Below are 19,815 nucleotides of genomic sequence, written 5' to 3'. Positions count from 1 at the left end.
GTGCCTGAGTAGCCAACTTCAGTTTTATAGGTAAATCTATTTTCAGATTTGGGGGCGAAAGGACGAAAGATTACATTCCGGTTGTTGGAGATTCAGATTTCCTGCGGGAGAAGTTACCCATCCCGAGGGTTGGGTGAATACTGGGTCCGGCTGCGATGCATCAGCCGGATCTCTTTTTCATCGGATACGGATGCTGCCACACCCTCTATCGGGCGGATCAAGGGACATTGAAAACAATGATTCATAAGGAATAGAAAATGCATTTTTCAGATTGGACAGTCCTGGCGCTGTATTTGGCAGGCACGGTGTTTATCGGCGTTTTCCTGGGGCGCTTTATTAAAAACTCATCCGACATGTTTGCCGCGGGCGGGCAGTCGCCGTGGTGGATCAGCGGGCTGAGTGCTTTTATGACGATGTTTTCCGCCAATACCTTTGTGGTATGGGGCGGCATCGCCTATGAACACGGGGTCGTCGCGATTGTGATCAACCTCTGCTACGGCATTGCGGCCATTGCGGCCGGATTTACGGTGGCCGGTAAATGGAAGAAGATGGGGATTCGAACCCCGGCCGAGTATATCGATAAGCGGTTTGGCCGCGGGGCCCTCCATTTTTATACTTGGTTTATGATGACCTTCCGGATTATCGGAACGGGGGGTGCACTCTATGCGATAGCGCGGTTGACACTGGCAGTGATCGCGGGAGGCGAAGGCAGTCTTTCCGGGGCGGATTTAAATATCGCCATCCTGATCTTTGCGCTGATTGTGGTGGGTTACACGATGATCGGCGGCCTGTGGGCCGTGCTGATGACCGATACCCTGCAGTTCGTCATCCTGAATCTGGCCGTGCTGTTTGTGATTCCGCTGTCCCTCGCCCGCAGCGGCGGTTTTTCCAACATTCTGGATAAAGCACCGGACGGGTTCCTGTCGGCCACCAATGACAAATACACGTTTCTGTTCCTCGCCGGCTGGGTGGCGATTCACTATTTCATGATCGGAGCGGAGTGGGCCTTTGTGCAGCGCTACCTCTGCGTACCAACACCGAAAGATGCGCGCAAAAGCACTTTCTTGTTCGGCGGGCTCTATCTGTTCAGTCCGTTTCTCTGGCTGTTGCCGCCGTTGCTCTGGCGCATTCAGCAGCCTATTCCGGTTGGAGCCGATGCAGAAACCGTCACCAAGCTGGCGGAAACCGCCTATATTCTCTCCTGCAAGGCCGTCTTGCCGATTGGCATGCTGGGGCTGATGTTGGCCGCGCTCTTTTCAGCCACCGCCAGTATGATCAGTTCCCAACTGAATGTCTTCTCCGGCGTGCTGACGGAAAACATCTATAAACCGCTGGCGGGAAATCCCTCTGAAAAACGGATGGTTCATATGGGGCGGGTCTTCACCTGCATCCTCGGACTGATTGTTGCCGGCATTGCGATTGCCACGCCCTATATGGGCGGTGCGGCCAAGATGATTATTGCAGTTACGCAGGTGATGGTGACCCCGTTGCTGGCACCGACCTTGTTGGCGCTGTTTATTCCACGCCTGGGGGTCAGTACCATCTGGGCCACCGTTGGCGTCTGTTTCCCGCTGGGACTGCTGGCAAAGTTCAGCACGGTGCTGACCGGCACCTGGCTGGCGGACAGCACCGTTACGGGCGTCATTCTTCCGCTCCTTATCATTGGGGTAATGGTGCTGTTTTCACGCAAAAAAGCCCCCGGCTGGAGCACCATCCGCGACCTGACCGATCGCGAAGCAAACCGCGAACCGCCGCAATCGAGCGCGTTCCCCGCGTTGATCGTCAGCATCAGCCTGGCAGCTTGCGCGTGTACGCTGTTTGGCATGATTCCGCTGAATGATACCAACCGCGGCATGCTGGCCGGATTCGGACTGGGCTTACTGGTACTGGCCGCGTTGCTTTTTGCTTTATCAAAACGAATGAAGAAACAAGAAGAGGATATTTAATGCTTGTTAGTAAACCTGTTTCAGATCTCCGCGAACTGCGGCACGAGACCATTTCTGTAGATTTTGCGGTAATCGGCGGCGGCTTGGCCGGTGTTTGTGCGGCGGTTACCGCTGCGCGGCAGGGCCTCCGTGTAACCCTTATTCAGGACCGACCGGTGCTGGGCGGCAACGCATCGAGCGAAGTGCGCCTGTGGGCACTGGGAGCCACGTCGCATATGGGCAACAATAACCGCTGGGCGCGCGAAGGCGGGCTGGTCGATGAAATCCTGGTGGAAAATCTCTACCGCAACAAAGAGGGCAATCCACTGATCTTTGATACGGTGCTGCTCGATGTTGTCGCCCGCGAATCGAACATTCGTCTTCTGTTGAATACAGCGGTCTACGAAGTCCGGAAATCCGCCCCCGACACGATCGCCGGGGTGACGGCATTTTGCTCGCAAAATGCAACCCGCTACACCGTGGAAGCACCTCTGTTCTGTGATGCGTCCGGCGACGGAATCGTCGGGTTTCAGGCCGGAGCCGCTTTTCGGATGGGCGCGGAGCGGGCCGACGAATTCGGCGAGAGATTTGCGCCGGACGAGGGCTATGGCGAACTGTTAGGGCACACGATTTATTTCTACAGCAAGGATACCGGGAAGCCGGTCAAGTTTGTAGCCCCCGATTATGCCTTGAAGGACATCACCGAAATTCCGCGTTTTCGCGCGGTCAACGAGCGGGAGCATGGCTGCAAGTATTGGTGGATTGAATACGGCGGCCGGTTGGACACGGTACACGACACCGAAGCCATCAAATGGGAGCTGTGGAAAGTGGTTTACGGGGTCTGGGATCATATCAAAAATTCCGGCGAATTTCCCGACGCGGAAAATATGACCCTGGAATGGGTCGGTACGATTCCCGGTAAGCGGGAAAGCCGTCGCTTCGAAGGCGACATCATGCTGTGCCAGCAGGATGTCATCGAACAGCGCGTGCACGCTGACGCCGTCGCGGTTGGCGGGTGGTCGTTGGATCTCCATCCATCGGATGCGGTTTACAGCGAAAAATCGCCCTGCAATCAGTGGCACAGCAAAGGGGCTTTCGGAATTCCGTACCGCTGCTATTACAGCCGCAACATAAGCAACCTGTTTTTGGCCGGCCGCATTATCAGTGCCTCGCACGTCGCCTTCGGGTCCACGCGCGTCATGCTGACCAGTGCACACGGTGGCACGGCCGTTGGAATGGCAGCCGCGCACTGTCAGCGCGATGCACTGCAGCCGCGCGACCTAACCGAGCCCAACCGCATGAGCGCCCTTCAGACCGCACTCAATCGCGCCGGGCAGTCTATCCCCGGCATCCCGCTCGCGGACGACGGGGACTTGGTGCAGTCCGCAACGGTGAGTACCTCGTCGACATGCGTACTGACCGAGCTGGCCGCTGACGGCCCTTGGCTGAATCTGACCTATCCGGTGGCACAGCTCATTCCATTGACGCCGAGAGATCGGCCGACCGTGGAGTTTCGGGTTCGCGCCAAACAGCCCTCTGAGATCCGCGTGGCTCTGCGGGTCAGCGATAAGCCGGAAAATTTCACGCCGGAAAGGACGCTTTGCGAGCAGGTCTTTTCGTTGGTGGAGGGCGAGCAAACTATAGCATTCCCGATCACGGAAGGGGTCGATCAAAACCGCTACGGATTCCTGACGCTGGATGGAAATGAAGCCATCAAGGTGGCCTGTTCGGAGCAGCGGGTGACCGGGCTGTTGACCGTGCAGAAAAAATTCAACCATGCGGTTTCCAATACCGGGGAGCAGGTTCCTCCGGAAGGGATCGGCATTGACCGGTTTGAGTTTTGGGTGCCGGAGCGGCGCCCGGCAGGGCACAATCTGGCCTTTAAGCTCTCCACACCGCTTAAGGCGTTCGGAATCGAGCAACTCCGTAATGGCTGGTTCCGGCCAACTACGGCCTCGAATGCCTGGGTGGCGACGTATGAAGATGAAAATCCGCGCCTGGAGTTGAACTGGAATGCACCGCAGACGTTGCGTGAAATTGTGCTGCACTTTGATGCCGATTTCGATAACGCAATGGAGACGGTTCAGTGGGGCCATCCGGAACATGTAGCGCCGTTTTGTATTCGGGACTATGTGATCCGCGACGCAAATGGAAAAGAACTGCACCGCTGCACCGATAATCACCAAACCATCAATCGCATCCGTTTTGATACACCGGTTTGTACCCGGGGACTCTCCATTGAGCTGAAACACCCCTCAGACCGTGTTCCCGCAGCCCTGTTCGGCCTACGCGTTTACGGCGGAGCCTGAAGCTAATCAGGTATCCGCTTTATGCGTATGGCATTAACCACAGGTTGTGACGAAACGACGATAATTTTTCCGTAGTCAAACTTGACCGTCTATGACTGTCTATCAACCCATTTTCCGGGGATGTGAATTCGATAAGGGTGTTTGGTGTGGGCTAACTGTGAACGTTGCATCTCGATCAAAAGCAACTCGATGGCCGTCTCCGCCATTTGAGGCAGGTTGATATCGATGCCTTGCTGCGCCGGATGGTTTACATTAAAGATGGCGACTTCTGCGGGAGTCGCCAGCTCTTGGTTCCATTTTTCGACGTCATACACACTGGAAATGACAGCATCGATTTCATTTTCCTGAACCCATTTCTGATAGGCATCGCAACTGGCTCGAGAGGTTTCGCTTTCCAGCTCCAGCGGCATGCGCGTTCCAACCGGACACCCGGAGAGCATCTTTTCGATGTGATAAGCGGCGCGCCAGGCGTAGCCGGTTCGTTCGCTTTGATAGTTTGCAAAGACCAGTCCAATGCGTTGGAAACCGCGTTCGCTGAGTACCGACCAGGCCAGCCGTAGGTTTTCATAGAAGTCGAACTGGATCGTATGCAGGTTGGGATAAAAGTGCTCCGGTCCAAACGTGACGAACTGGAAGTTTTGATTCGAAATCTCAAGGGCTTGCACATCCGGGATCTGCGGGGGCGGGGCAATAAAAATACCGGTGATATTGCGATGTCGAAGCTTCCGGAACACGGCGTTATGGTTCTCGCCATTTGCACCGGTCCAATACTCCTCGATCGTGATGCCTCGGGCGGCGGCGGCTTTGTGCAGGCTTTGCAGCCACTGCGAGTAGAAGTCGGATTGCCGCACCCCCCTCTCCGTTGGCCAGTTATGCAGGAGAGCGAACTGGTTCCATCGTGTGGCCACGCGGCCCAGACCTGTTCGCAGGTTGACGAGCGCCGATAGAGCTGGATCCGGTTGATACCCCATCGCCGCCGCGGTTTCCTTCACCCGTTGACGCGTGGCTTCGGAGACTTTCAGGCTACCGCGCAGTGCCAATGAGACGGCCTGCTTGCTTAAACCCAGTTTCTCGGCGATATCTTTTTGAGTAATCATTTTTGAACGCATCGCATCACTGTATAGCATAAGCTTTATAGGTAAAATAAAATAGGGTCGGCAACGAACCGCTGTAAAAGCCCCTACTTGAACGGCGGGTAGCGTGATGACCCAACCAGGCCCTCTCGCAACCTTCGCTCGCTCGGCATAAAACCTGACCGAATTATAGCTTTTTTTTCGGACCGTGGTTTGCGGATTGCCGACCCCTCTGGAACCATTTCCTACCGGCTGCTGTTCCGATCTCACCATTCCCATACGTGAATTGAGTTACATTATCCTTCATCTGCTTTAACCCAATCCTGCGGGCTAACTCTTGATAAACGGGGACATTTAAAATTGTGATCGCCCCAGACAGTCCAAAGTAGCGGCACGGCGGACATGAAAAAAGCGCCTGCTTAGGCGCTTTTTTCATGTCAACTAATGGGTATTAACCGAGAGTAAACCGAGGTCGCTCCGAATGGGGTGATTTCAAGCTCCCATTCAAGGGGTATCACAGCGGAAAAACCCAGCTTATTTCTTTGGTTCTTGCTTCTTATTTTTCCATCGTTTCTTTTTGTTCTGCGGGATGTGTCCGTATTTATCTTTTCCGTTTTGAACTTTAACCGGATCATAGACGGGTTCTTCGACGGTTTTGATGGAGCCATCGCTATTGTATTCCAGTCGAGTGAGCGAGACATTCCGGCGTTTCAGGTAGTTAGAAACGGGATAGGTTTGGAAAAAGATATACCACTCGTTTTTATATTTAATAATCCCCTGATGATTTAAATATTTTCCGGGCATAAAGTAGCCCATATTTTTGTAGGGGCCCATGGGACTATCACTCATGCTATAAAGCAGGCCTCCTTTTCCTTTGTGCGTATAATAATATTTTCCGTTGTGTTTATGCAACCAAGCCGCTTCCACGTGCTTTTCATATTCATGCGGTTCGAGGAGTCGTTTTTCTCCTTCATACCCAAGCAGGTCATCACGCATCTTTACGACGAAAGGGGTACGAAGGCAGCCTGGTTGTGGTTCCAATTGCTGTTTGGGGATGGATCCAACCATGTACGCTTGGCCGTCATCATCTGTAAATACATAGGGGTCCATGGTGGCGGTATCCATAGGGCCGCCGATGGGATCCGTCCACGGGCCGGTGGGTGATTTACTGGTAACGACCCCTGTTTTTCCAAGTCCGCCGATGGGGAAGTAGAGATAATACGTTCCATCCCGATAAAGTCCAGCAGGCGCCCAAAAATAGCCATCGACCCAAGGCACATCATTCGTGTGAAGCACATAGCCATGAAATTCCCAGTCGTGCATGTTTTCGGTCGAAAAGGCACAATAGTCGACCATATTAAAGATGTCTGCATCCGGTTGGTCATGACTCGTATAGAGCCATAGCTTACCATCGCCGCCGATAAAGGGCGCGGGATCGGCTGTGAAAAAATCGGTGGTAATGGGATTACTGAATTCTGGGGCTGCCGAGGCCGACAGGGAAGCCAGCCCCAAAAGGGTTATCAGAAAAAAAGGTTTCATTTATATTCCTCGTTATTTTGCTAATGCTCGCTCTTTCTAGGTTAAATGATAGAAGATGCTTCGCGGCGTCTATCATTTAACCAAGGTATAGATGTCAATGGACGGGGCATATGTAATGAAAAAAAGTTTTTTCTGTGTAGCGACACGGAAAGAGCAGTTCCGCGTCTCAAAGCATATGCTCGTCAGGCTCTAGAGCATCCGGAAGAGTTGGCTGGCCTACTACACTCTTCCCTCGCCAGCAAGATCCGCCATTGCCGTTGCCTGGAAGATAATATTCAACAGATTCACCGCGAGATCGTGCAGCAGTTGGCCAATATGCCCGTCGTTATGCTTACCTCCGTCTGGGGAATCGGCACAACACTGGCCTCCGGAGTATCTGCCATGGAACTTGAGCGCTGACGGAACAACAGCCCTATTTGAACCTGATTTCCTTCCGTTTTAACCGACGGTTTTCCCGGATCTGATTCAATTTATTTTCACGTGCCTCAACCATGCCAGCCCGACAAACAAAGTGGAACCGTTCCCGCTCAGCGATAACTGGTCCGCCCTTTATCCAATCGAAGCATTGCCCAGACATCCAGACTCGGAACTGTAACGCGGATGCCCTCTCGCCCTTTAACCACCTTACATTCAACCGGGTCTTCGCCCGGCTTTAAAAGCGTTGCCCGCTTAATATCGGTGGGCACCAGTGATGCCGGAAGCGTCACCGTAAACTTGCGTTGCTCCTTCATCGAGTCACGATCGGCCTGATAGTTTTCATTCAGCAAGTGGCATACAATAGGTGCCTTTGGATCCAATGGATTGTGCCGCGGCACTACGGCAACCTTTTCAGCCCCCTGCACCCGGATGCGGGCCGAGGTCGGCATAGGGTCCTGCTGCCCGGAATAGATCTTGAGATTTCGACCTTTCAGCAGCGCTTTATCGGCGGTATTCACAGGCGGGAGTACCACCACGGACTCAAGCCCCTCTACGTCATCGGACTCAAGCGATGCCGGAATCCACGCTCCTCCGTTAACAAGCAGCCGATAGGGAATGTTCAACCGGCGCAATCGGCCGGCCTCCTTAGTAATGCGCCAGTCCCCTGCAGCCATCCGATCCACATCCAACAAAAGTCCCACCCTGGCCAGCGGTTCATACCCGTCAAACAGGTCGGCATGCGCACGGACAAAACGATAAAGATCGTCACAGTCACCGGGTTCGCTTTCATACCGCTCCACCTCATTCTCACCGCACCAGGCACTATGGGGAACCATGAAGGTTTGGCCATAGGCATATGCCTGCGCAATCCAGCAGCGAACAAGTCCTTTGAGTTTCTCATCGCGCACAAATTTCAAATCTAAATGCGGCAGGCCGGTGGCTGCCATGGTCACGCCCAGCGCCTCCCCCAGCTGATAACGGAAAATGGTACGCTGTGGAATTTTTCGTTCGCTCGCATCCAGCGGAGTCTCCACCGTAAAATGATCCATCACCGGATAGGCCGACCAGTCTGACGGCTTATCCAACAGCGAATTGGTGCATAACGGAATGGCACGTCCGGCGATCCGCTCCGCATTTTGTTTAAACTCGGCTATAAAGGTGCGCGCAGCCTCATGCTGATAAAGACGATACTCCTGCATCAATGGAATTGGTGCTCCCTGCCCATAAGTAGCCTTCGCAAATTGCTCATCCGTTACGCCGCACTTGCGCAGAAATGCACCATAATCAAACGAGCTAGGCTTCGAGATTCCGTACTTCTTCAGCAACTTTTTGAACCGGTCCGCTTGCAGGTAGTCCCGAAAACCATCCATACACGCGTCACAAAAACAGCCCCCATGCGGAAGCGACATCGGTGTCACCATAATTGCATCGATCATCAGCATATCGGGATTAATGGCCAGCGCTTCACGGGCCTGATGGATTAGAAAACGTTGATAGCCCTTCGCATTCGTACACCCGAAATAGGCTGGTTTGCCCTTATAAGTGGAGGTCCAAAAATGATAGGTCAGCAATGTGCCGTTTAAGGTGCGACACGTTGAAGCCTCGATATCCGGATCAAAATCAATCCAGTCCCTCCAACCGGCATCGACCTCAACCCGTGCCTGATAGCGCAGACCTGCCAATTGCACCGTTTTACATTGCTCATCCCAGGCACGCTCCAGCGCCGCCCCGCTCAACTTCCACGGGCGAAATCCCCAGGCTACAACCGTCGCATCGTATTGCTCATACACGGCCTGTTTCGCCGGATACTGCAATACCACATCCGACTGCTTGATCGGTGCAAAAGAATCGGGACCGGCCCCGATGCTTTCGCACGCGGCCAGCCCCGCCCCAATCAACACAGTCTGTGTTAGATGAACGAATTTCACTGTTAAGAACCGTGCCCCTGGCTTTCCATATACGCCTTGAGCTTCTCTGCTTTTTTGCGCATTTTTTCTTTTTCCTGCTCGGTTAGTTTGCGGGACGGATCGGCATGGAAAGAATGAGCGCCCCCGATATCCTCCCGGGCAAAACCCGCCATCGCCTGTTCCATCATTTTCTTTTCTTTCCGCTGTTGCGGGGAGAGTTTTTCAAAATCCGTAATCTCAGGATATGAATCTAAATCAGAGGGTGTTGAGCTGACATCCCACCAGTCCCCGTTTCCATCCCGCAGCAGATGTTCACTTCGGATCAGCTGCTTAGGGCCTTTGAAGGCATAAATCCAGTCGCGATGTTTTTGTTCCTGTTTCGTCAGATAGGGCCAGAGGCTTTTTCCACTCAGCTCGTACTCCGCCTGAGGCGGAAGCGGTGTGCCCATAATCTCGGCCAAGGTCGGCAGTACATCCGTCAGGTCAGCAATGACCTGCTGCTCGCCCTGAACAAACTCAGGCTGTCCCGGCGCATAAACTACGAAGGGAACATGGACTCCGCGCTGCCGGACCACAGAAGCTTTCCACCCTTTGCTCCCGTTATCCGCCGTGAAGATAAGAATGGTATTTTCCAGCTCATCGAGTTCTTCAAGTTTTGTGAGATATTGCCATAGCTGATAGTCGAGATACTCCACCTGATTTCTCATCTTATCCGGTGTGATGTTTTCTTTGATATATTTCGTCCCGCGTGTATTCACCGGACCTTGCGGAATGATTTTCGGCTCGTGCCGCGTATACGTTTCCGATTCCGGATTCCAGGTTATTTTCGGTGTTCCGGGCCACGTCATATTAAATTTCGGACTGGCCATATCAATGGCCTGATGTCCGAGATGAGAGGTGTGATAAACAAAGAAAGGTTGATCCTGTTTCGCGGCCCGCTCCATGAAATCCATGATATATTTCATTTCAATATCGGGACCATAATCATTGATCTCAGTCTCGACCCAATGATTCGGATCGTCGGGATAATCCGGATGAAAGGCTAACTGAATCTCGGGCCACCACAGAAAGGAATGATAATTCCAGAAATTTTTATTTTTCACATTCAGAAAATGATCATACGGACTGTTACCGCGGACCCCCGGTTCTCCCGGAGAAAACAGACATTCATCAAAACCGAAGTCCGTAAAATTCATTCCACTGGTGACATGCGTTTTACCAACCCACATCGACCGATAGCCCGCCTTTTCAGCGACCTTTCCAATGGTCAGCGGAGAGCTGTCATTAAGTTGCCAACCTCCACCACGTGCAACTTTTCCAATCTGACCATTATCCCACCATTTGGTGAGGTGGGCATAGCGCCCGCTCATCAGCATGGCACGGGTGGGCATGCATACGGTAGATGCCCACACTGTACTTAAATAACATCCTTCGTTCGCCAGTCGATCAATGACCGGCGTATTTGCAACCACGTCGTCATAATGAGAGTCTGCGCCATAAACAGGAAATTCTTTCGCGCTGATATCATCGGCCATAACCACAATAACATTGGGGCGACGTACAGCAGCACCAGCAGTCGATGCGAGGACACTGCACATCACCACACCAAAGACCGGCATAACGATTTTTTGCATGCGCGGTATCAACCGACTATTCATTCCATCATTCATCTCGATTCTCATTTTCATGGCTTTCCCTTTCAATCGCCCGCTGCACCACTCGTTGCGAACCTCCGGAAAAACATCGGAGGCCGCAACCAGACCGTGTGTTATTTGTGATCCCAGAGGGTGCTCCCCACCAGATATTCAGCCCAGGTGTCGTAGAGTTTTTTGTCCAGAGCTGCCAGCTCTTCAGGAGATGCCGGATAGGAGGAATGGATATAAATCTCATGATTAATTTTCGTGATGTCACGGATCAATTTTTCACGAGGGTTACCGTTAATATCATGCAATCCATTCTGATTATTTTTCTTCAGTGTATTACCGCCCTGGTCATACATGCAGGCACAATACGACACGCCCAACACCAAAGGGTCTTTGCACTGACGCATCAGATTGGCCTTGTATACCTCACCACGAGCATCGTGAGACGACAGACCAGCATGCTTGCTGCCTTTCCCGCCCGGATAATGCCATCCGAAATAATCATCCGACATCAGAATCGGGAGTCCCGCTGCGGCAGCCATTTCATGCGCATCAATTTCTTTATTCACATGCTGCGGAGCAATCATGTCGACATAAGGTGCCGCTGCTTTCCATGTATTCGCGGAAATTGCAAATTCCTTCACAAAATTGCCGAAGATCAGGTGATTCGTATCCCACTTCCGAATTGCATTATAGCCGATTTTGTAGAGCGTGATCGCCATATGATCAAGAATGGCATCAAAGTCATCCACCTTAACAGGATCCAGTGTTTTCCGGACCTTCTCATAATTGCGTTTTTCATAGGCTTTATCGTAGACCAATACCGCATCGGTTTTAAAATCGGATATCTTTTCCACCGATGTACCGTATACTTCATTGAATTTTTCAGCGTTATCGTCATAGCGTTCAGACAACAGATCAACAATGGCATTCCTGCCGGCACTGCCCACAGGAAGCGACAGATACTGATTAATCCAGTAATCGGAATGATTAAATGCTCCGAAACCATAATAGTACCCCATCACTAACGGATCATCCTTGACCTTCGGACACACCGCTGCCGCCCGTTCTTCGATCATTTCCGCATACGACGGCTCAAAAATATCAGGCAGATTTTCACCTTCAACAAACTCCCACGGATGCTTCAGCAGAATCACACCCACCGCATAGGGAAAGTTCTGCTCCTGAAAAAACTTCTCAATTTTCGGGATATCAACAAAACCGTTCAGATTGCGCTCCGGACTGGTTACACTGCCCAGCGCACAGTTAAAACCCATAGCCCGCGCTTTTTCAAAAGATCCTTTGATCCACGCATCTTTATCTCCCCCATAGACATTCTGACAGGCCACATCACTTTCGCCGGAGTAAAGATGACTGAGCGCTACGGCAAAAAACACATTTCCGTCCGGCGTTATAAACCAATCACGGCCGTTTATTTTTTCAACGTGAAAGTATCCGGTTTTTTCACCTTTGATGCCCGTCCAACCTCCATATTGATCCAACTCAACGCCGAATACGGAAGGCCCTGAAACGAAAAGAAGAATCGATACGCCTATCGTGTGAATCCAGTTTTTTTTCATTAATTTTCCCTATTTTAGTAAACGTGTATGCTCATTTAACTCGATACCGCATTCCCCCGAATCGAGAATGTTTTTTTAAAAATTTCACCATTTCCAGGTATCGTCTTGACCGGTTTTTCGGCAACCTGAACCGAGAGACCGCCAAACCATCAATTCATCTGCTTCATCATCCGGAACCAGTCGGCCTGATTCTGTACATATTCTGCATACTGCTTCTGAAAAAGTTCCAATTGCTCCGGGGTCAACATGAGTGATGCGCGCTCAAGAACAGAAGGTTCCAAGGCCTCCATTTCAGAAACATGTCTGGAAATATCGTCATCGGAAAGTTGCGCAAAATCGCCATTAAAACCGGACGCCATGCTGGTTTTCCCCTGCTCATCCATAATGATGGTCACAAGTTCCCGCTCTGCAGCTTCATTCAGAGGCATACCCATACGGTCGCACTTTTCACTGACACGTTTTGCGGCATTGCGCTCCATCTCCGTCTGATCGTGCCACGCCATTCTATTTTGATTTTCCTCGGTACCCAGCAGTTGGTTGATCTCTTCATTCAGAGGAAGAGCAGCTTCCATCGTTTTAGTCCAGAGCAGCTGCTGCTCTTCCGACGTAAGAACACCGGTCATTTGCTTCATCGCCAAATCAGTAAACAGCATTTGACGGGCGGTCAACAGATCAAGAAAATAATCAGCATCGTCATCACTCAACCCAAGATCACGAATCAGGCCTTCATACTTATGAGTCAGTACAATTCGTTGTTGATTCCAAACTTCCCGATTCACACCAGGCCGGGTAAGGCGTTCCGTAATATTACTTAAAACCGAATGGCTGCTTTGTTCCACCGTCTCCGCTGGCGGAAAAGGCTGGGTTTCCTGCTCGGAACCACCAGCTTCACGAATATCGACTTCGGTAGAAACAAGCGAATGCGGTCTCACTTCCGAAACCGATGCATGCTCATCGTCCGCCTTCTGCTCTGCCCCGTTCGTATGGGATGAGGCCGGCACGCCACGGTCGTACCGGACCATCCATACCAGCAACACCACATTTAGAATGATGGAGGCAAACAAGGTCTTTCGCATCACTCGGCCTTTTCATGCAGCTGGACCACTTTAGCATTCGTGTCCCGGATAACATCGGTCCATTCCGTAATGTAATTTTCGAAGGGGTCCATAAACCCGTTTTCATTTTTCGGTGAATCGCCCCGTTCAGCCGGATCCCACTGCTGCAGGCATCCGCAATGGTGCCAGCCGACCACATAAGGTGTGGCCATCATCTGCTCTACGGTCTCCTTATATAGCGCGGCGACCTCTTTGATATTCTCAGCACCGGTACGGAATCCTTTCACACCGTATTCCTGCTGGTGTTCATTCGCCACCCCATGAGAGCCATCTCCATTAAAAATAGGCTTACCCGTAACCTCAAAGATATGATCGGTTACTTTTTTATCATCCGCCCAGCGGCCATAAGCCTGAATCGACACCACATCCACATATTTGGCCAGCGCATCCAGCACATAGGGATAATGCCACGTGATCCAGTTTTTATCGCCGAAGATCAAATGATTCGGGTCATATTTACGGATCAGCTCATAATGAAGCCGATACCACTGATCTGCAATCTGCGGCATAAAACTCTTCATGTCCGCATCGGCCCTTTTTGCATCCACCGGTTCAAACCAGGTAACCTGACGTACCATCCGATACCACGAAATCCCATAGGTCGGACTGATCGGCATCCCCCAGACCTGGGCTGCCTCCACGGGAGAATCATAGCGCGACTGCAAATGCTTCACCCACGCCCATTTTCCAGGTGACGCTTCACCCAGTGTCAGGATGGCATTCAGCCAGGGATATTTCATGGCCGGATACTTCGCATTGCGCTGTTCCCAACTCGGCACATCAGTATAAAGATAACCTAAACAGGTTTTATTCTGCCGATGCGCTGCACAGATATTCTGAATTCGATCATCGAGAAAATTGTAAAAATCAACCGAGAAAACGTCCGGGCGCGGACCTTCTCCATTCCGTTCCCGCCATCCGGCCAGCGGCCCCGTCTGCAACGAAGCCAAATAATAGATCTGATCCTCGTATAATGAAGGCTTGATCTCAGGATGAGTATGCCGTCCCCAGGTATTAAAATTGAGATCCCGGGTCATCACAAGTTGTTGGTCAATCCATTTTTTCGCGGCCGCCCCATCAGTATTAAAATAACCGTTTTCATCCACCATATCGGCACCATACCGTTTCAGCGTCGCCTCTTTATTATACGGAGCCAACCACAGGTGCGGCTCCACATGGTTGATCCCCATGCTGATAAATTTTTCTCCTTCAGGAGAGATAAACCACCAGACCCCGTCAATGTTCTCCACCCGCACAAAACCCGTCGCTTCCAGCGGGGGCGTCTCCGCCTGCGTTTCCGCAATGCCACCGGCCAGCAAGGCCATAGTTAAAACGAATAAAACTCTTTTCATTTTTTGCTCCTAATCATGATTACAGTTTAGATTTTTTATACATGTGCTGAGTGCCGGGCGCGGCTCCAGCCCGGGATTAAACAATCCCTGTTTGATACCCGCCTTGCCTGCACCCGGAGATGAATCGATCAGGTTGCACCAGAATGCGCCGATGATATAAGAGGTTTGCTTGGCCGCCCGAATATAAGCGGCATAATGTTCGCCAGCCACGGCCTCATTTTCCTCCAGCTTTCTGCCCCGAATCTTTTTATCCCCGTCTTTAAAACGAATCGCAAAGTCACAGATCAGAATCGGCTTACCTCCGGCCTGCTTATGGAGCCGGTCAAAATCAGCCGAAGGAAACCCCGCGACATAATTCGGTTGAACCGAGACCACGTCCACATACGGCAGCATTTCCTCCAGCACTTCCGGAATGGCCGTCTGAAAAGTTAAGCGATCGCCAAGAACGAGATGATTCGGATCAAACTCCCGGGTTGCCTTTCCAACCACTGAAAAATATTGCCGGGCAATCTGCCGAATAAATGCGGCCTCATTCCCTTGATTCTTTTCAGCAAAATTCTCATAAGCCTTTCGGCCGGGCGCATCGGCCGGTAATTCGCGCATAAACGCAACAAAATCCGTTTTATGGTTATTTTTCGGCGTCCAGGCTGCCAGGTCGGTCCAGAGATAACCGATCAAGTTGGTATTTTCACGGTTTGCATCGCAGGTTTTTTTAATCTGACTGCGGATATCCTCTATCACGGCCGGATCAAAGACATCCCGATAACTGAAAACGCTCGCCGGACGATGCATCGACATTGGAATCAGCTCATTCCAGCTTTCCAGATACGGCATGTCATCGCGCAACGCTTCCGGACATCCATAGCCATACGCATTAAACCCGAGCGCCTTGCACGCTTCCGAAACCGCATCACGCCCGGCTCCCTGCCCGTTTTTTCCGATATGATTCACACCATGCGCAAAAAACGGTTTTCCCGAAGGGTCAATCAATGTAGTGCGGCCATTCAGAACCTTCAGACCTATATATTCAGCAGAATACGTTTCCGAACAGACCAAAAAGGCGAACAAAGCCCCGAGTCCATGATATATCAACCTCATCACGCTCTCCCTTAAATACCTAATAGATGCCGCGCGAAGCCCAACCCGGAATGAATTTGTTTCCTCTATTTTCAGGGGAATGCTCAACACAGAAACATTGCCGCAACCTTTACCCGAATGACGTATTACACTATCTTTCAATTATGCCGGAGCTACCAAAAAGTCAGATGCGAAAGACCTATTCCACTCGGAAAACGCTGATTGCGCGAATTAAAGATCAATACGATGAACAGGCGTGGCAGGAGTTTATCGAGTTCTATACCCGCTATATCTATTCGATTATCCGTCAGATGCGAATTTCGGAAGACGATGCAGACGAAATCCATCAAAAAGTCATGGTGAAACTCTGGGCAAAGATCCCCGACCTGAACACCGAGGAAATTCTTCGTTTCCGAAGTTACCTGGCCACGGTAACCAAAAATGAGGTTCGCCAGTTTATTCGTTCACGCACCCGGCGGGTTGAAAGAGAAAACAAAGCCTATCACGATGACTCGATCTCCTATCTGCAATCGATCCGCCTGCCGGAAATTGATCAAATTGCCGAGGAGGAATGGCGCGTTCATTTAACCAATCTTGCGCTGAAAAAAGTACAAACCCAATTCAGCCGGAAAGCCATAGAAGCTTTCAAACTCCGCATTCAGGGAATCTCCTATGAAGAAATCGCCCAACGGGTTGGCCTGACCGTCGGCTCGGTGAAAAAGCTGACCTCCCGCGTAAAAACCAGCTTCTACGCAGAAGTCGAACAGTTGAAACAGGATTTGCAGTAGGCCGGCGCATCACGGACTGCGGCGAATGAATTCAGTTTGGGGTGAAATCTTTTGAAGCAGCTCATCGTCCACATCGAATGAATGGTAGATCCGTTTAAGTTTTCTCGGCTTTAAGCGGTGCAATTGCGATATACTCCATCCATCAATCCCGGTCAAATTGACCTCCTGAACGTCCAATCCGACCAACGGATCCGGACTGCTTATTTTTCCGCCGCTGAAATCCAAAGCGTACAGGTTCAGCGGACTCAGGACGTTCACCGTTTTCCTGGGGGCAGGAAGCGGCAGGTGAAACTCCGTATAAGGCTTTCCTGCCAAGGACAGGCCGGTCCCTCCGGGATGCTGCTCGAGATACAGTGTTGTCATCCTCTGCTTAGGCCTTCCGAGACCATTCAGCCGGGCCAGCAGCGTTTCAACCAATGGCAACATAGCCTCGGGATCATCGGCCGGAGGCGTTCCGAAATAATAAAATGCCAGCGAATAGGCCACATTATTAAATTCCATGGGAATCGCGAGAATCAGCTCCCGTACATGAGCTGGCGGAAGCCAGACACGATCATCCGGTTTCTTCTGCAGATAGCGCCGGCTCAAATCGTAAAAAACCTGATATTCAGCAGGCTCTTTTACCTGTTCAAAATAGGTGACTGACAATGAAAAATTCTGGCGCACAAAATGTAGCATCGCCAATTGTTTCAGAAACAGCTGCTGCATGTCCGGATCCTTCTCCGATTCCAGCTGGACCGTCAGCAAATGAATTTTACTGACAGCATCCAGATAATTATCCCGTTTCTGAAGCGATTCCAGCGCTGTACCGATGCTGTCACTCAACATACGTGAACGCGCGACTTCCTCTTTATAGAGCCGCAAATTCTCTTCAGCCCTCCGGCGAAGGTTTTCTGCAACATGGCGGGCCGCAACGGCATTCTGTTTTTCCTGAATAATCCGAACAAAAGCCAGACTGGTAACCACCGTAAATATACACAGCGAGGCCGCCACCACACGAAATACCACGGGGCGACGCTTAATCAACAACACCAGACGATCCAACAGCCCCGCCTGCTGGGCATCCGTTGCAAACCCCATACTGAAACGCTCGAGTTCATCCCGGAGCTCAATCACGGACGGATAGCGGTTTTCAGGCTCCAACGCCAGCGCCTTCATCACAACCGCCTCCAACCCGCGCGGAATAAAACGGCCGGTTACTCGGGATGGAGGATCGATCTGACCGCACAGCGTTTTATCCAGTATCTCATGGGATGATTTTCCATCTACCGGCGGCCGTTGTGTGAGGATAAAATAAAGCACGGCTCCCAGTGCATACACGTCGGTCCGCTCATCCAGTACACCTTCCCGCCTCACCTGCTCGGGTGCCATAAACCCCGGAGTACCTTTCACCAGTCCGCTGGCGTCCAGATCATTCTGCAGATCACTGTTGGGGCGGTCATCAAGCAAGTCGCCGGGGACATCTTCAATTTCATCGAACCCGCCCGTAATAACCCGGGCCAACCCCCAATCGCATAAAAGGGCTTCGCCAAAGGAGCCCACTTTAATATTGGCCGGTTTCACGTCCAAATGCACCACCCCGCGCGAGTGGGCATAAGCCAAACTGTCGCAAATCTTAATAAATATTTCCAACAAGCGGGTCTGCGAACCGGCCCGGGCATCATCCGCAGGCTTCAGCTTTTTAACAATCTCCCCTAGATCATCACCCGGAACATATTCCATCGTGAAGTAGGGATTCCCTTCATCATCAAGCCCCTGTTCATAGACGCTGATAATATTCGGATGCTGCAGATTGGCCGTCAGGCGGGCCTCCCGTAAAAACCGCTCCCGACTCAGGTCGGTTGAGGTTCTCAACGGCTTGGCCATGGCAATAATCCGATCGGTCAGCAGATCACGGACTTTAAAGATTCGCTTTTCGCCGCCTTCGCAGAGAAACTCCTCGTCGGAATAATGGGGTCCTTTTTGACGAAGAGTCTGAAGAATTGGGTTGAGCGCCTCAGCTTCATCTGCATCCAGAATCTGATTTTCTTCATCGTACAACCTGCCCAGAAAACGCAGCGGCTCTTCCCTGCAATCCTCGGGGTCTTCATGGAAATCATCTTTCATCGGCACAGCATACTAAACAGAATTCCCACCATTGGAAACCCGGTTTACATCGCGACGGGATATTTTTCCATCAACCGAATATTATCATCAATCTGTTCCGGAGTAAGTGACCCAATGGTCATGGCATCCAGATAATCCAGATTCTGAGCAAACTCCATGCATTCATCTCGTTTATCGACCAAACGCCCCGCTCCGAAAATTTTCATCCCGATCACAGAAGCCCCGCGGTCTTTCAGCTTCTGCTGAACCGGCATGACTTCGTTAACGGGACCATCCATTGCCTTTCCATAGGGATTTATCCGTGTCAGAGCAACGTCCACCCAATCCAGTTCAGCCGCGCGTTTTAAAGCCACTAACGTATGGCAGGACATTCCGGTAGCCCGGATCACACCGCGCTGCTTATATTCACTCATCACGTCCATATAACCAGCGAGTTCCGCATCCCAGTTGGCGGATTGAACATTATGCAACAGCAGAACATCAATAACATCCACCTGCAGCTCCAAACGAAAACGATCAATCGCATTCGCTGCAAAACGACGTTGCTCAGCGGGCGTTAACTTCGCTGGATTATCGCTGTCAAAATTAACCTGTATTTTACTCAACAGTGTCACCTGTTCACGCGGAATGGTGCGCAGAGCTTCCCTGAAATAAAAATGAGAACCGTACTGATCGGCCAGATCGTAAAAACGGATGCCCCGATCATAGGCATGAATCATCAGGTTCACAAAATTCTCAAACCCATCCTTGGTGTGCTTCGACTGACGTCGCACCCCGCCGGTCCCGGTGCCCTGCGCCAGTCGCGAGGTTCGAATTCCGGTATTCCCCAACTCAACAAGAGGCAACGATCCGGCTGTCGTCACCTGTTTCCCCTCGGCCTTCGCAATTGCAGATCCTGCCACAACCACGCCGGCCAGGGCTTTCAACGCCTCATTACGATTCAGTTCAGGCATGTTTCATCTCCCGTACAAATGCACATAGTAT

General features: G+C 51.5%; 14 protein-coding genes. 4 read left to right on the top strand and 10 right to left on the bottom strand.

Going from position 1 to position 19,815, the window contains the following annotated elements:
* Nucleotides 1-257: 257 nt before the first annotated feature.
* Both P9H32_RS10690 and P9H32_RS10685 read left to right on the top strand, forming a co-directional pair.
* Nucleotides 258-1,946, top strand: coding sequence for a sodium:solute symporter family transporter (locus tag P9H32_RS10690; protein ID WP_322608885.1), 1,689 nt, complete (start codon nt 258-260; stop codon nt 1,944-1,946).
* Nucleotides 1,946-4,234, top strand: a complete 2,289-nt coding sequence (locus tag P9H32_RS10685) for an FAD-dependent oxidoreductase (RefSeq protein ID WP_322608884.1) — start codon at nt 1,946-1,948, stop codon at nt 4,232-4,234. Before P9H32_RS10690 ends, P9H32_RS10685 begins: the two co-directional genes overlap by 1 nt.
* Nucleotides 4,235-4,323: 89 nt before the next feature.
* On the opposite strand, the gene P9H32_RS10680 is transcribed toward P9H32_RS10685, so the two are convergent.
* Both P9H32_RS10680 and P9H32_RS10675 read right to left on the bottom strand, forming a co-directional pair.
* A complete protein-coding gene (locus P9H32_RS10680) occupies nt 4,324-5,331 on the bottom strand; it encodes a LacI family DNA-binding transcriptional regulator (RefSeq protein WP_322608883.1) in 1,008 nt (335 codons plus the stop codon).
* A gap of 510 nt (nt 5,332-5,841) precedes the next feature.
* Entirely contained in the window at nt 5,842-6,846 is a 1,005-nt protein-coding gene (locus P9H32_RS10675) for a family 43 glycosylhydrolase (RefSeq protein WP_322608882.1), read from the bottom strand.
* Nucleotides 6,847-6,891: 45 nt separating this feature from the next.
* Between P9H32_RS10675 and P9H32_RS10670 the strand changes: the two genes are divergently transcribed.
* The gene (locus P9H32_RS10670) at nt 6,892-7,245 is read left to right on the top strand and encodes a hypothetical protein (RefSeq protein ID WP_322608881.1); all 354 of its coding nucleotides are present in this window, start codon (nt 6,892-6,894) and stop codon (nt 7,243-7,245) included.
* Between the two features lie 128 nt (nt 7,246-7,373).
* On the opposite strand, the gene P9H32_RS10665 is transcribed toward P9H32_RS10670, so the two are convergent.
* From P9H32_RS10665 to P9H32_RS10640, 6 genes are all read right to left on the bottom strand, one after another.
* Entirely contained in the window at nt 7,374-9,191 is a 1,818-nt protein-coding gene (locus P9H32_RS10665; protein ID WP_322608880.1) for a hypothetical protein, read from the bottom strand.
* A 2-nt stretch (nt 9,192-9,193) separates the two neighbouring features.
* Nucleotides 9,194-10,858, bottom strand: coding sequence for a sulfatase-like hydrolase/transferase (locus P9H32_RS10660; RefSeq protein WP_322608879.1), 1,665 nt, complete (start codon nt 10,856-10,858; stop codon nt 9,194-9,196).
* A gap of 80 nt (nt 10,859-10,938) precedes the next feature.
* Nucleotides 10,939-12,393, bottom strand: coding sequence for a hypothetical protein (locus P9H32_RS10655; RefSeq protein ID WP_322608878.1), 1,455 nt, complete (start codon nt 12,391-12,393; stop codon nt 10,939-10,941).
* 149 nt (nt 12,394-12,542) lie between these two features.
* Nucleotides 12,543-13,469 carry a hypothetical protein gene (locus tag P9H32_RS10650; RefSeq protein WP_322608877.1) on the bottom strand — a complete coding sequence of 309 codons (927 nt, stop codon included), beginning with the start codon at nt 13,467-13,469 and terminating at the stop codon, nt 12,543-12,545.
* Nucleotides 13,469-14,860 (bottom strand): glycoside hydrolase 5 family protein, encoded by a 1,392-nt coding sequence (locus tag P9H32_RS10645; protein WP_322608876.1) that lies wholly within the window; start codon nt 14,858-14,860, stop codon nt 13,469-13,471. Before P9H32_RS10645 ends, P9H32_RS10650 begins: the two co-directional genes overlap by 1 nt.
* 9 nt (nt 14,861-14,869) lie before the next feature.
* Nucleotides 14,870-15,958 carry a hypothetical protein gene (locus P9H32_RS10640; RefSeq protein WP_322608875.1) on the bottom strand — a complete coding sequence of 363 codons (1,089 nt, stop codon included), beginning with the start codon at nt 15,956-15,958 and terminating at the stop codon, nt 14,870-14,872.
* Nucleotides 15,959-16,125: 167 nt separating this feature from the next.
* Between P9H32_RS10640 and P9H32_RS10635 the strand changes: the two genes are divergently transcribed.
* Complete coding sequence (locus P9H32_RS10635; RefSeq protein ID WP_322608874.1) at nt 16,126-16,725, top strand: RNA polymerase sigma factor; 600 nt, start codon at nt 16,126-16,128, stop codon at nt 16,723-16,725.
* Between the two features lie 9 nt (nt 16,726-16,734).
* Here the strand turns inward: P9H32_RS10635 and P9H32_RS10630 are convergent, their stop codons facing one another.
* Nucleotides 16,735-18,831, bottom strand: a complete 2,097-nt coding sequence (locus P9H32_RS10630) for a serine/threonine protein kinase (protein ID WP_322608873.1) — start codon at nt 18,829-18,831, stop codon at nt 16,735-16,737.
* Nucleotides 18,832-18,875: 44 nt separating this feature from the next.
* Nucleotides 18,876-19,784: an aldo/keto reductase gene (locus tag P9H32_RS10625; protein WP_322608872.1), complete on the bottom strand. Its 909-nt coding sequence runs from the start codon at nt 19,782-19,784 to the stop codon at nt 18,876-18,878.
* Between the last annotated feature and the right edge of the window lie 31 nt (nt 19,785-19,815).

This window comes from Pontiella agarivorans, from assembly GCF_034531395.1.
In the GTDB taxonomy this organism is placed as follows: Bacteria; Verrucomicrobiota; Kiritimatiellia; order Kiritimatiellales; family Pontiellaceae; genus Pontiella; species Pontiella agarivorans.
The sequence above is the reverse complement of the archived record's forward strand: the minus strand, read 5'-3'. Positions and strand labels throughout refer to the sequence as shown.